Source organism: Labrys sedimenti (genome assembly GCF_034424805.1).
GTDB classification, from domain to species: domain Bacteria; phylum Pseudomonadota; class Alphaproteobacteria; order Rhizobiales; family Labraceae; genus Labrys; species Labrys sedimenti.
Map to the genome: position 1 here is coordinate 16,981 of NZ_JAXOUF010000013.1, position 12,985 is coordinate 29,965.

A 12,985-nucleotide genomic window follows, 5' to 3' on the forward strand; every position below is an offset into this window, starting at 1 on the left:
CCAGGAACCGCTATCTTTCCATGGAGCCGATTTTCTTGCTTTCGTCTATGCCTTCGGAAACAGTTGCCTTGCCCCCCCGGTAGGACCACACCAGCAGCAGGATCCCGGCCGTCGACATCGTCCAGTAATCCACCGGCGCCACCCAGAACCAGTGGATGTGCCAGGGCACGAATTCCGGGCTGAAGCGGGCGAGGCCGAAGGCCGGGTTCAGCACGAACCAGAGGAAGTCCTCGGTGAGCCAGAAGATCATGATGCAGGCGATCACCCGCGCTTCCAGCCGCGACGACCAGGTCCAGGCGAACACCAGCGGAAAATGGAAGAAGATCGCCATGAAGGGAAACACCCAGGCGTGATAGCCGGTCATCGGCCGTCCGCCCCAGACAATGTCGAGCAGCCAGTGATGTTCGATGCGCCAGGTCGGCAGGCTGGTGGCCCAGCCATGGCCGCCCTCGATTTGGATCTCGACATTGGCGAAGAAGAAGGCGAGCAGGAGCACCATGGCGACGAGCGCCGCGGGCTGGGCGAAGCCGCCGCTCCTGGTTGCGGCCCCGGCGCCCTGCAGGTCGAGACCGGTCACGATAATGTCTCCAGCACGATGCGCATGGCATCCCGCCCGGCCTCAGGGCGGCCGAGGGCGCGGGCCTGGCGGGCCATCGCCGTGAGGCGCTCGGGCTCGCGCTTCAGCAAGCCGACGTGATATTCCAGGCCGATCTCGTCGATCGCCTTCATCGCCGCCCCGTTTTCCATGAGGTAGTCGGCGTTGCGTTCCTCCTGCCCTGGAATGGGGGAACTGAGCAGCGTCGGCACGCCCATGGCGAGGCATTCGGAGGTGGAAAGCCCGCCGGGCTTGGTGATGACGAGATCCGCTGCCGCCATCAGGCGCGGCACCTCGTTGGTGAAGCCGAGCGGAAACAGCCGGCCGGGCCGGCTGGCTGCCAGGGCCTGGAGTTCCTCCAGCGCCTTCTGGTTCTTGCCAGCCAGCACCACGAGCTGGAGCTCGGGATCGGCGGCGGTGAGGCGCCTGGCCACCGGCCCGACGCCGAGGCCGGCACCGCCGCCCATCAGGAGATAGGTGCGCCGGCCGGGATCGAGCCCGAAGGCAGCGGCGCAGGCGGCCCGGTCGTGATCTGCGGCGAAGGCAGGCATAATCGGAATGCCGGTGACATGGATCCTGCCGGCCTCGATGCCCTGGGCGGCGAGGCGGAAGGCGACTTCCTCATTGCCCACGAAGAAGCCGGACATGCGCGGGATCACCCACATGCGGTGAAGGTCGAAATCGGTGATCTGCACGAAGACAGGCACGTCGACGCGCCCCTTGCCGATCTCGCGCATCAGGAGTTCGGCCGGCAGGAAATGGGTGCAGACGATGGCATCGGGCGCGAATTCGTCGATGGCGCCGCGCAACGGCCGGGTCGAGAGGCGTTCCACCGCCCGCCGCAATTTCTGGGAGACGGCGTCGGGCGGCGCGTCAGAGCTCGCCTGATAGAGCATGCCCCACAGGGCCGGGTGCTTGGTCACGAGCTTGATGTAATAGTCGGTGTAGATCTTGCGGAAGGTCGAGGGCACATAGTCCATCACGTCCAGATGCAGCGCCTCGGCCTCGGGCGCCAACAGGAGCGTGGCTTCCTTCAGCGCTTCGGCGGCCCGCATATGACCGGCCCCGGCGGAGACGCTGAGGAAGAGAACGCGATATGATCTGGCCAAGGCGGCGGCTCCGTTCGCAAGGCGAAGACTTGGCGAGGCAAGGGCCGATTTGTCAACTGTGAGGGTTTCCTGGGAGTGCGGACGTCCCTACGACACTCAAGTGAGTGTCGGACGATCCGCTCTTGCAGCACTGTACTTGCTGGAGAGGAAGAGCGGACGAGGACGTCCGCGCTCCCAGGGAGGCTACAACCCGCCCTGCCAGGCCTTGATGCTGGCGACCGGGTAGACCAGCATGATGACGTTGAGGGTGAGATTGTCGCGGATGGCATAGAGCGCCAGCAGTTCGAAGAAGATGGCGAGTGCCACCGTCACCCAGACGGGCAGGCGCGAGGCGATGAGGAAGCCCATCAGCATGAACAGGATGTCGCTCACCGAGTTCAGGATGCTGTCGCCCTCATAGCCCAGCGCGATGGTGCCCTCGCGATAGCGGTTGATGATCAGCGGGCTGTTTTCCAGGATCTCCCAGCCCGCCTCTACCACCAGGGCCAGGAGGGCCCGGAAGCCGAGCGGGCGGCCCCGCGCCACCAGCCAGAACAGGCCGCAGAACAGGAAGCCGTGGATGATGTGCGAAAGCGTGTACCAGTCGGCGACGTGCTGGGAATTGTCGGCGGTGTTGGGATCGCCGACCCACAGTTTCACCGTGCCGCAGGTGCAGATTGGATTGCGGCCCATCGTGTAGAGGATCAGCGCCGCGAGGGCGATCAGGCCAGCGCCGGCCAGCCAGTAGCGCAGCGCCGGGGCGGAGGTGGCGCTGCTTGCGACCGTTTCGGAGGATGGATTCATGACGCGGCCAGTTCCATTGCGACAGGCCGTGTGTCCCATCATCGGCCGGCATTGGCAAGCCGGGCCGGGGCTGGGAAGCTCTTGGGGCCGAAGAGAATGGCGGCGGCTGTTGATCCTGTTCCCGGAACAAAGGCTTGCTTCAATATATAACAAGTTATATAACGTGTTATATATAGGAGGCAGGCATGGCGGATGTCGTCCGGGAATTTGGCTATCTCACCCTCGGCACGCGGCTGAAGCGGCTCGGCGAGCGGCTGCAGGCGGATACGCAGCGCTTCCTCGAGGTGTTCGACGACAGGGTGCCGGCCAGCCAATATCCCTTCCTGGCGGCGCTCGCCCGGGAGGGGCCGCTCGGCGTCGGCGAACTGGCGCAGGCAGTCGGCATCACGCAGCCGGGCGCGACACGCAGTCTCGCCCAACTGGAGGCGCTCGGGCTGGTCGAGGCCGGCCCGGCACCGGACGATCTGAGGCGCCGTCTGGTCACGCTGACGGGGCGGGGGCATCGCCTTGTCGAGGAGACCAGGCAGCAGGCCTGGCCGCTGATCGAGGCTGCCGTCGCCGATCTGTGCAGCGACCTGACCGGGCCCTTGCTCGATCAACTCTCCGCAATCGAGGATCGCCTTGCCGTCGCAAGGCTGGATCAACGGGCGGCCCTGCCGAAAGGGAACAAGCCATGAGCCATTGTCTCGACCGCCCGGTCTGGACGGCCCTTTCCAGCACCCATGCCGCCCTGGCGCAAGGAAACCGGCAGGCCCGCCGCTATCCAGCTGCGATCGTGCCGTTTGCCGCCACCGGATCGGACGACGCCGAAAGCCTGCGGGCCTTGGCCGAACTGGTGCCGGACGGCGACAGCGTCGTGCTTGCCCAGGCTGACGTCGTCGCCATCCCTCCCGGCCTGAGCGTGCTCTCCCGCGTCGCTGCCGTACAGATGACCGCCGAGGCGATCTTTCCGCGCGTGGAGGATGCCCGTGTGCGGCAGCTCTCCCTGGCCGATGCCCCCGAGATGCTGGCCTTGGCGAGTGCAGCCAATCCAGGTCCGTTTACCTTGAAGGCGTTGAGCCTCGGCGACTTCTGGGGGGTGCGTATCGACGGCAGGCTGGCGGCCATGGCAGGCCAGCGCATGCGCCAGCCCGGCCATATCGAACTCAGTGGGGTGTGCTCGCATGCCGATTTCCGCGGCCGAGGCCTGGCCCGCCTGCTCTCGCTCTTCGTTGCCGGCGAGATCTGTGCAGGGGGCGATACGCCCTTTCTGCATGCCTATGCCGGAAATACGGTCGCCATTCGCCTCTATGAGAGCATTGGCTTTACGCTGCGCTGCCCGATGCATGTCGTGAAACTGGGCCGGGCCGGATAGGCCCGGGGCTATGGCATTGCGGCATGAAACCTATGTCCGGCCGAGGCGGCGGATCAGCGGATATCAAACCGGGCTGCGCCATCGGCGATGTCGTAATAGTCGGATTTCGAGGCGACGAAGATGTGCCGTCGCGTGGTGAGCCCGGTCGGCGGATCGAGCGTGCCGGCGGTGATCGAGATGCGGTCGTCACCCAGGGAGCGCCAGAACAAATTGCCGCCGCAGGTGGCGCAGAAGCCGCGCTCGGCCCGTTCGGACGAGCGATACCAGCGCAGCGTGTCCTCCGCCGTCAGCGTGAGATCGGCGGCCGAGCAGTCGGTGGTGGCGACGAAATTTCCGCTGGTCTTGGCGCATTGCGAACAATGGCAGGCACTGACGGGTGTCAGCGTGCCATGGATCCGGTAGCGCACGCCGCCGCACAGGCATGAACCGGTGGCGCGCACGGAGGTTGCGGACATGGATTTCCCTCTCGATCCTGGCGTCATCGCGGCCGCCGACGCTCACTGCTTGTTGAGCAGGCGCTCCAGATAGTCCGTCTCCGCCTTCGGCCGGTTGGGATCGGCGAGGCGGCGGCGCAACTCATTCAGCACTTCGCCGGCGCGCCTGGAAGGCGAGGCCTCGGTCGAGCCGTCGGCATTGAAGTCGGGGCCATTGGGCAGTTGCCGGCCGAGAGGATCCTTGCCGCCCTGCTGCGGCCCCTTGCCGTTCTTGCGGGCCTGCGCCATCTGCTCGGCAAGCCCCTTGGCCGCCTTGCGCAGGGCTTCGATGGCTCGCCCCTGCGAATTGACGGCGTTTTCGCCATCCTGCTCGCCGAGTTGGTCTTCGGCATCGCGCATGGCCTGCCCGGCCTCGCCCAGGGCACCGGGGGTCTCCGCGCCGCTATCGCGCAGATTCTTCTGCATCTTCTCCAATTGCTGGCGCAGCGCCTGCTGGCGCTCCTTCAATTGGTCGAGGGAGGGCGAAGCTTGGCCCTGGCCGCCTTGACCCTGTCCGCCTTGGCCCGAGCCCCCTTGCCCGTTCTGACCCTGCTGCCCTTGGCCCGACGGGCCCTGTCCACCCTGTCCGCCTTGACCTTGGTCGCCCAAGCCTTGGTCGCCCAAGCCCTGGTCGCCGGGCCCCTGATCGCCCGGACCTTGGCCGTCTTGTCCCTGGCCTTCCTGCCCCTGACCCTCCTGTCCCTGCCCGAAGGGCTGGTTCTGGCGATAGGTCTGGTCGCGCAGGCGCTGCTGGCGCAGGATCATCTTGCCCATGTCGTTGAGCGATTGCTGCATCTGCTGCATCGTGGGGTCGCCCTGGCCGACGCTGTCCTCGGGATTGGCCAGGCTGTTGAGAATATCGTCGAGCTGCGAGAGCAGCTTCTGCGCATCGTCCTTCTTGCCGTTCTTGGCCGAATTCTCGAGCTGATCGAGCAGCTTGTTCAATTCCTCCGGCGTGATGTTGCGCACGGGCTTGTCGCCGGGCCTCTGATTGTTCTTGAGGGCCTGCTGCTGGCGCTTGGCATAGTCCTGCAGGAAATCGTTGAGGGCCTGGCGCAATTCCTGGGTGAGCTTCTCGATCTCCTCCGGCGAGGCGCCGCGTTCCAGTGCCTCCTTCAGCTTTTCGCGCGCCGCCCTGAGCCGGCGCTCAGCGATGCTGCCGTCGCCTTCCTCGATGGCGAGGGCGATCTGCCAGAGATAATCGGCGGCGTCGCGATAGGCGTCATCGGAATTGGCGCGGTCGAGGCGGTCGCGCACGGTGCGCAGGCCGAGATAAAGGCCTGCATCCTTGGTGAAGTCCTCCGGTGCGATCATCAGCGCTTCCAGCGCATATTTGACCTCGCGGGCCCGGTTGGCATCGACGGCCAGGTTCAGGCGCTGCTCCACCAGGGCGCGGGCAAGCGGATTTTGGAATTCGCGCTGGGGCAGGGTGACGTCCTGCGGGTCGCTGCGGCCTTCATTGCCGGCATCGTCGCGCACAACCAGCGTCATCTTGACGGTCGCTCCCGCCAGCGGATCGGCCGAAAGATTGCGCGTAGCCGTCACCGTGCCGGAGCGGGCATGGCCGGCCGGTGCGGAGAGAGCGATCTTCGGTGGCTGGTAGAGCGGGTGGCCATCCGTCAGCAGCGTGCTCTGGCTTTCGACGGCGGTGGCACCGTAGTCATCGTCGATCTTGTAGGTGAAGATCATGCCGCCCTTGCCGTCCGGCTTCACCGGCCCTTCGAAGGCGATGGTGGGTGGCCGATCGGGGATGACGGTGAAGGCAAAGCGCGTCTGGCTGCCGTCGCCATGGTGAATGTCGACGCCGGTGTCGGCCACCAGCTTGAGGCGCTTTTCGACGACGGCGGCTTCCTGATCGGCTGACGCCGAAGAGGGAATGTCCTCGGTGCCTGCCTGTGCCGCGATCTCGGCGCCCTTGTCGCCAGCGAGGCGCACGACCAGGACGGAGCCCTGCGGCACCGGGATCGGCGCGTCCTGATTGGCTTGCGAGAGGACCTGGGGCGCACGCCGCGTATAGGGCGGCGGCGTCACCCAGGCGTCCATGCGCATGCCTGATAGCTCGCCGTCCTGGCCCGAGAACAGCGCGGCGATGTCATGCCGGGGGGAGGCGAGGGCATCGATGAGGCGCGGCAGGCGTTCGGCCCCGGCATAGAAGAAGCCGACGAACAGGGCGAGGATGGCGCCGACGCGCAGGCCATAGCGATCGAGCTGCGGCAGGCCCGGCGAGGGCAGGCCGAGGCGTACCCGGCGGCTCGCCTCCAAAGCGAGGCGGAGGTGCCGGCGCCACAGCGCTTCGGCGAGGGGGTCGCCGCCGCCCTGTACCAGCCGGTCCTGCCGGGCGGTGGCCGGGCGATGCGGCAGGCCGATGGCCTGGTCGATGCGCTGCAGTGCGGTATCCCGGTTGGGGAAGCGCAGCCGGGCGAGCGGCAAGAGCGACGCAAGAAGGCCGGCAAGGAAGACCAGGACGAGGAGAAGACGGGGCAGGCCGGACAGGACGGTGAACAGGTCGAACCAGGTCAGGGCCACGAAGAGGCCGATAATGCCCAAGGGCACCGCCAGGCGCGGCCAGGCCCGCTCCCAGAACAAAGCGAGCCTCGCCCGCAGCACGAGCGTCTCGAAGGCCCGCGCATCGCGTGCCGCTTCCTCGCTCATGCCTGCCTCGGGATCAGCCATGCCATCATCCAAATATCTCGATCGGCGACAGGATAGGCCGCCCAGCCGGGTGATTCCAGTACCTGCCCATCATAAGCGTGTACGTGGCAAATCCATGTCCGACCTATTTGCCGTCAAGCGTCTATTTCGGAGGGATGACTATGCCAAACGGCGCAGCATGCGTTGCCTGGCAGGTTTGGTCCGCCATTCAGGCCTGATGACATTAGAACATGTTGCCATGAGGGAGCTGTGCGACTCAGATCAATGATGCTTGCACGGGCCGCACCGCTCTTTGAGTGACTGGAGTGCTTTGGCATGATGTCGCGTATAAATCGCTCTTAAATTGCCGTTGCTTTTCAACGGAAAAAGAAAAACCAAAGCAAGATGATGATTGGAATGGGTATTCCGACCAGCCAGAGCAAAAGCGCGCGTCCCATTATACCACCTCCATTACTGATGCAGAACGGAGGACTCCGCTCCGGTTTCCAAGAACGATTAACCGCGGAATTGGTTCCCGACGCGAATGCGACATCGAGGCCGTGTCGTCATTTCGCCGACCGGGGCCTGAGGGCGCCCCCTTCAAGCCGCAGAACATGTCGAACAGGGCCGTTGTCGCAGAGGATGGCGGTCGGGCTACGGCGGGCCAAGCACGGGTTGTCGCTTCGAGCGCAGCGAATCGACAGGCTTTGCGATGCCGGATAGGGGTGATAGGCAGGCAATTCCTCGACCGAGCCGAGCAGGACCGACAAGCCCGTGAACGACAAAGCCCACCCCGACCGGCTCTATGAGGATCCGGATATCGCCAGCTTCTATGATGTCGAGAACGAGTGGAGCGCCGATCGCGCCTGCTGCCGGTCCCTGGCGGTGGGTCGTGCTTCGGTGCTCGATCTCGGCTGCGGCACGGGCGATCTTGCGGTGGAAGTGGCGCTCGAGCCTGGCTGTACCGTCTTCGGCGTCGATCCCGCGGCGGCCATGCTCGATATCGCGCGCCGCCGCCGGGGCGGCGACAGGGTGACCTTCGTGCAGGGCGACGGCCGGACCGTGCGCCTGGGCCGGCGTTTCGAGCTTGTCGTAATGACCGGCCATGCCTTCCAGGTCTTCCTCACGCAGGAGGACCGTATCGCCGCCCTGCGCACGATCGCGGCGCATCTGGAACCCGGGGGGCGCTTCATCTTCGACAGCCGCAACCCCGCCGAAGCGGAGTGGCGGGAATGGACGCCGGAGCAATCGGGCCGGCAGATCGAGCATCCGCATTTCGGGGCCGTGGAGGCCTGGAACGATGTTTCGCACGATCCCGCCACGGATGTCGTGACCTACGGCACCCATTATCGCATTCTTGGCGACGGGCGGGTGCTCTCGTCCCATTCGCGCATCGCGTTTGCCCCGCGGCCCGAACTGGAACAGGCGCTGGACGAAGCGGGTCTCGAGGTGGAAGCCTGGTATGGCGATTGGGAACGCAGGCCCTCAACGCCGACGTCGCCGGATTTCATTCCCTTCGGGCGGCTACGCCGGAGCTCGTGAGCCGATGACCGCCAAAATCCTCATGATCCAGGGCACCGGTTCGGATGTCGGCAAGTCGCTGCTGGTGGCGGGGCTGTGCCGCCATTTCGCCGACCGGGGCCTGAGGGTGCGCCCCTTCAAGCCGCAGAACATGTCGAACAATGCCGCCGTCACCGAAGATGGCGGCGAGATCGGCCGGGCGCAGGCGCTGCAGGCCCGGGCGGCGCGGGTGGCGCTCAGCGTGCACATGAACCCGGTGCTGCTGAAGCCGCAATCGGAGATTGGCGCACAGATCATCGTGCAGGGCCGTATGCGCGGTTCGGCCCGCGCACGCGACTACCAGGCGCTCAAGCCCGCGCTGATGGCCGATGTGCTCGACAGTTTCGAACGCCTCAGGGCCGAAGCCGATCTCGTGCTCGTCGAGGGGGCGGGCTCGGCCTCGGAGGTCAATCTGCGCGCCGGCGACATCGCCAATATGGGCTTTGCCCGTGCCGTGAACGCCCCCGTGCTGCTGGCCGGCGATATCGACCGCGGCGGTGTGATCGCGCAGATCCTCGGCACCAAGGCGGCCATCGACCCCGAGGATGCCGCCCTGATCCGGGGCTTCATCGTCAACAAGATGCGCGGCGATGCCAGCCTGTTCGCCGACGGCATGGCCTTCATCGCTGGGCGCTCGGGCTGGCCGGCCCTCGGCCTGGTGCCGCATTTTCCCGAAGCCGGCAGGCTGCCGGCGGAGGACGCGCTGGCGCTCGGCTCCTACGGTTCGCGCCGCGCCGGTGCCAGGCTCACCATCGCGGTGCCGATGATGCCGCGCATCTCCAATTTCGACGATCTCGATCCGCTGGCCCAGGAAACCGAGGTCGATCTCGTCATGGTGAAGCCCGGCCAGCCCCTGCCAGTGGCCGATCTCGTCATCCTGCCCGGCTCGAAGGCGACCATTGCCGACCTCGCCTTCCTGCGCGCCGAGGGCTGGGACATCGACATCGCGGCCCATGTCCGGCGCGGCGGCCATGTCCTCGGCCTGTGCGGCGGCTACCAGATGCTGGGCACTGTCATCGCCGATCCCGACGGCATCGAAGGGCCGCCGGGCGAGGTCGAGGGCCTCGGCCTCCTCGACGCGGCCACCCGCCTCGGCGGCGACAAGAGGCTGGTGGCTGTCCGCGGGCAGAGCTGCGCGGACGGGGTGCCTTTCTCCGGTTATGAGATGCATGTCGGTGTCACCGAAGGGCCGGCGCTCGCCCGTCCGCTGCTGCGCTTCGGTGATGGCAGCCTCGACGGAGCCGGCTCGGCGGATGGCCGCATCGCCGGCTGCTACGTGCATGGCCTGTTCGCCGACGACCGCCAGCGCGTCGCCTGGCTCTCCCGCCTCGGCGGGCAGGGCAGCAGCCTGACCTATGAAGCCGTGGTGGAGGAGACGCTGGACGCTTTCGCCGCCCATCTCGCCAGCCATCTCGACATGACGGCGATCGGGCGGATCATCGGGCTGTAGGGCCAAGGAGCTCCGTCCGCCCGTAATTCCCTCACTGATATTGCTTGTAGATCAGGTAGAAGGTCAGCAGCCCGATCACGGTCGACAGGATCACGCAGGCCATGTGGTAGAGGTCGAGGGCGCGGCGGATGTCGGCTGCGCCGGCATCGGCCCGGCCATTGCCCATATAGGCGTCCTCGACCAGGGTCTCGCCATAGATGCGCGGGCCCGCGAGGCGCAGGTCGAGCGCGCCGGCCATGGCTGCCTCGGGCCAGCCGGCATTGGGGGAACGGTGCTTGCCGGCGTCTCGCCTGACGGCTGCGATGGCGGCCCGCCCCCGGCGGTGGCTGATGAAGGCGGCGGCGCTGATGATCAGGGCCGTCAGGCGGGCGGGGATGAGGTTCAGCCAGTCGTCGAGCCGGGCGGCGGCCCAGCCGAAGGCCTGGTGGCGCGGGGTGCGGTGGCCGATCATCGAATCGGCGGTGTTGATGATCTTGTAGACGGCGATGCCGGGCAGGCCGAACAGGGCATACCAGAACACCGGCGCCACCACGCCGTCGGAGAAGTTCTCGGCCAGGCTCTCGATGGCGGCGCGGCAGACGCCCGGCTCGTCCAGCGTGTCCGGATTGCGCCCGACGATCATCGAGACGGCCTTGCGGCCGCCGGCCAGGCCGCCGACCTCCAGCCCATGCGCGACGTCCTCGACATGGTCGCCCAGGCTCTTGGAGGCGATCAGCGAGGAGGCAATCAGGCCGAGCGGAATGAAGCCATAGGTGAGGGAAAGGCAGAGCCGCTCGATGATAGTGCCGCCGAGTCCGGCAACGACAACGAGGATGCCGGTGGTGACGATGCCCGCACCCCGGCGGGTGGAAAAGGCATCCTCGGCGAAATTGAGCCGCCGGTCGAGCCAGCCGATGAGGGCGCCCATCCAGGTGACGGGATGGCCGATCCGCGCATAGAGCCAACGCGGATAGCCGAAGACCATTTCGAAGGCCCAGGCGATCGCCAGACTGAGAATCCGAGAGAAAACATCCATCGATACGGCAAAACCAAACTTGATCGTCACCCAGCCCGTTCCGGGCCACCATGCCTCGCCAAGGCTTTAGAATTCGGTTAAGGATTTCCAAATTCCGCTCGGTTTCCACCCTTCATGGGACTGAAGCCAGTCCCCTGGAACCGCGGACGGGGACAGCCGCGATCCCGGGAAGGGCGCTGTACCATCGAGGCTCGGCCATCTTCAGCCGGCGGACCTGGATATATCCCAAGTCCGCTTGACAGGAGGGAGGCACGAACACTAAATGGCGACGCTTCCGGGCAGCCGGGGCTGTAGCTCAGTTGGGAGAGCGCTGCAATCGCACTGCAGAGGTCGTGAGTTCGAATCTCATCAGCTCCACCATCCCGCTTCGCGCTCCAGGCGAGGCAGGAATGCCTGAAATACCCGTTAAAGCCTGCCTCTTTCCCTCATCGCGGTTGTTTTTCGTTCGCCGCGCCGCCTCACATTAAGTTTACGCAATGGCATATGTCGCCGGGGCGTGGATCAGGCCCTGGCGGGTGGCGAGACACGAAGGGTCACGACGATCGAGCTTACCGCAAATAGCCGTAAGCTCCGTTGCAGGCCTCGACCCCGGCGACATTGTTGACTTCATGCCGGGTAGCGCCGGCCACGCAGGCCTGATAGTCGGTCGATGCGTTCGGATGCTCGGTCGTGCTGGTGACGCCGATCAGGGGCAGGGCCTTCGCAGGCTTCTGCAATTTGGCTTCGGCGGCGTAATTGCCTGGAATTCTCGGCACGTTTCCAGTGAAGGGCCTGATGGTCTCGGTCGAAGCCGTCCCATAGCTGCAGCCGGCCGCCAGATTTGCGAGGAGAGCGACGGAAAGCAGGACGCGCATGTTCGTTCGATCCGTTGGCGCCCCATTGTCCGCGGCGGTGTCACGCACTTTGCCCGAATGCTGGGCTTGAGACGCATGGATCATCAAAGCAGGGCCGGCGCCGGACGCGTGTTCCCCGGTGAACAAGGCGTTGGGAGCGGGGGCTGGAGAGGCCGATCGTCTTGCCGGCAGCTGTCTTCCTTATGCGGCCCTTATGCGATCGGGCCGAAATAGGACGATCTCCTGATTTGAAGGCCCCCATCCGGCGGCGATATAATAAGCCACGCTGGGCAGGGCTTCGAAACGGTCGAGGATGAGAATGAGAGCGTCGGTGGCCGAACTCGGTGAGGCGCTGGCTTTCAGTCGTTCGGGCGGCAGCATAGGCGATCTTCCGCTTCACCTGATTTCGTCGGAACAGATGGCGGAGGACGTCCAGGATGTGGCGGTCGCTGCCCTCGACGACAATATCGCCGGCTATTGCGCGACGGCGACGATTCCCGCCACGCGGCGCATCCTGCAATGCGAGGAAGCCGTATTCGGGCCGCTGACTGCATCGAGCATGCTGGCGGATCGCAGCCATTTTCGCCTGCCGCCGGGCGTGCTGGGCGCCGAATGGAGCCTCGGGCTGCTGCTGGGCGATTCCTACCCCGATCCGCATCGTCCAGCCACGCCCTCTCTGATCGAGGAAGCCATCATCGGTTGCGTACCGATGATCACCATTCTAGGCCGTCGGGTGAAGGGCGTCGTGCCGCTCAATTCCTGGACGGCCACGGCCGATTTCGGCTTGCACAGCGCTTCCGTCAAGGGAGCGCCGGTCTATGACCGACACCTGGCCGATCTCAAGGGGCTGGAGGTCGTCGCCAGCATGAACGGGGCCGTAGTCGGGCGCAGCCGCGGCGAGACGGTAATGAGCGATGTCAGGGAAGCCATTGCGCACCTTTCGCTCTACCTAGCGCGCCGTGGCCGGCAGGTGCCACCGGGCAACCTCATCGCCATCGGTGGCGGGCCGCTGATCCTGCAGGCGGTGGTCGGCCAGGCCTTTGTCGCCGATTTCGGTGGGCTCGGCACGGTCGAGGTCGTCTTCGCCTGAGATCCAGCCGTCCGGGTTTCGGGGAGCGTTGTCCTGCCGGCAGGTCCTCCGTCGTCCGGCGGGGTGGGCGGCAGGTTGGATGTTTGAAAGGC

General features: G+C 66.0%; 12 protein-coding genes and 1 tRNA gene. 6 read left to right on the forward strand and 7 right to left on the reverse strand.

Translation table 11 applies throughout. The annotated features are described in order from the left end of the window. Nucleotides 1–10: 10 nt before the first annotated feature. The 3 genes from U1R88_RS26280 to U1R88_RS26290 form a co-directional block, all read right to left on the reverse strand. A complete protein-coding gene (locus U1R88_RS26280) occupies nucleotides 11–577 on the reverse strand; it encodes a hypothetical protein (RefSeq protein ID WP_322433916.1) in 567 nt (188 codons plus the stop codon). Continuing rightward, complete coding sequence (locus U1R88_RS26285; protein ID WP_322433917.1) at nucleotides 574–1,704, reverse strand: MGDG synthase family glycosyltransferase; 1,131 nt, start codon at nucleotides 1,702–1,704, stop codon at nucleotides 574–576. Before U1R88_RS26285 ends, U1R88_RS26280 begins: the two co-directional genes overlap by 4 nt. 183 nt (nucleotides 1,705–1,887) lie before the next feature. Then, entirely contained in the window at nucleotides 1,888–2,487 is a 600-nt protein-coding gene (locus U1R88_RS26290; protein ID WP_322433918.1) for a DUF2585 domain-containing protein, read from the reverse strand. Between the two features lie 185 nt (nucleotides 2,488–2,672). Between U1R88_RS26290 and U1R88_RS26295 the strand changes: the two genes are divergently transcribed. Next, nucleotides 2,673–3,164, forward strand: coding sequence for a MarR family winged helix-turn-helix transcriptional regulator (locus U1R88_RS26295; RefSeq protein ID WP_068298317.1), 492 nt, complete (start codon nucleotides 2,673–2,675; stop codon nucleotides 3,162–3,164). Next, entirely contained in the window at nucleotides 3,161–3,841 is a 681-nt protein-coding gene (locus tag U1R88_RS26300) for a GNAT family N-acetyltransferase (protein ID WP_322433919.1), read from the forward strand. Before U1R88_RS26295 ends, U1R88_RS26300 begins: the two co-directional genes overlap by 4 nt. 53 nt (nucleotides 3,842–3,894) lie before the next feature. Here U1R88_RS26300 and U1R88_RS26305 read toward each other — a convergent pair whose 3' ends face one another. Together U1R88_RS26305 and U1R88_RS26310 are read right to left on the reverse strand one after the other, a co-directional pair. Continuing rightward, on the reverse strand, nucleotides 3,895–4,296 hold the full coding sequence (locus U1R88_RS26305) for a GFA family protein (RefSeq protein ID WP_322433920.1): 402 nt from the start codon (nucleotides 4,294–4,296) through the stop codon (nucleotides 3,895–3,897). A 42-nt stretch (nucleotides 4,297–4,338) separates the two neighbouring features. Then, nucleotides 4,339–6,987 (reverse strand): TIGR02302 family protein, encoded by a 2,649-nt coding sequence (locus U1R88_RS26310; protein ID WP_322433921.1) that lies wholly within the window; start codon nucleotides 6,985–6,987, stop codon nucleotides 4,339–4,341. 732 nt (nucleotides 6,988–7,719) lie between these two features. Between U1R88_RS26310 and U1R88_RS26315 the strand changes: the two genes are divergently transcribed. Beyond that, nucleotides 7,720–8,487, forward strand: a complete 768-nt coding sequence (locus U1R88_RS26315; protein WP_322433922.1) for a class I SAM-dependent methyltransferase — start codon at nucleotides 7,720–7,722, stop codon at nucleotides 8,485–8,487. Nucleotides 8,488–8,491: 4 nt separating this feature from the next. Then, nucleotides 8,492–9,955, forward strand: coding sequence for a cobyric acid synthase (locus U1R88_RS26320; protein ID WP_322433923.1), 1,464 nt, complete (start codon nucleotides 8,492–8,494; stop codon nucleotides 9,953–9,955). A 31-nt stretch (nucleotides 9,956–9,986) separates the two neighbouring features. On the opposite strand, the gene cbiB is transcribed toward U1R88_RS26320, so the two are convergent. Further along, nucleotides 9,987–10,970 carry an adenosylcobinamide-phosphate synthase CbiB gene (gene cbiB / locus U1R88_RS26325; RefSeq protein ID WP_322434008.1) on the reverse strand — a complete coding sequence of 328 codons (984 nt, stop codon included), beginning with the start codon at nucleotides 10,968–10,970 and terminating at the stop codon, nucleotides 9,987–9,989. Between the two features lie 284 nt (nucleotides 10,971–11,254). On the opposite strand from cbiB, the gene U1R88_RS26330 reads away from it, so the two are divergent. Continuing rightward, nucleotides 11,255–11,330 (forward strand) — tRNA-Ala (locus U1R88_RS26330). A 188-nt stretch (nucleotides 11,331–11,518) separates the two neighbouring features. On the opposite strand, the gene U1R88_RS26335 is transcribed toward U1R88_RS26330, so the two are convergent. After that, the gene (locus U1R88_RS26335; RefSeq protein ID WP_322433924.1) at nucleotides 11,519–11,824 is read right to left on the reverse strand and encodes a hypothetical protein; all 306 of its coding nucleotides are present in this window, start codon (nucleotides 11,822–11,824) and stop codon (nucleotides 11,519–11,521) included. 298 nt (nucleotides 11,825–12,122) lie between these two features. Between U1R88_RS26335 and U1R88_RS26340 the strand changes: the two genes are divergently transcribed. Further along, entirely contained in the window at nucleotides 12,123–12,893 is a 771-nt protein-coding gene (locus U1R88_RS26340) for a fumarylacetoacetate hydrolase family protein (protein WP_322433925.1), read from the forward strand. Nucleotides 12,894–12,985 lie beyond the last annotated feature (92 nt).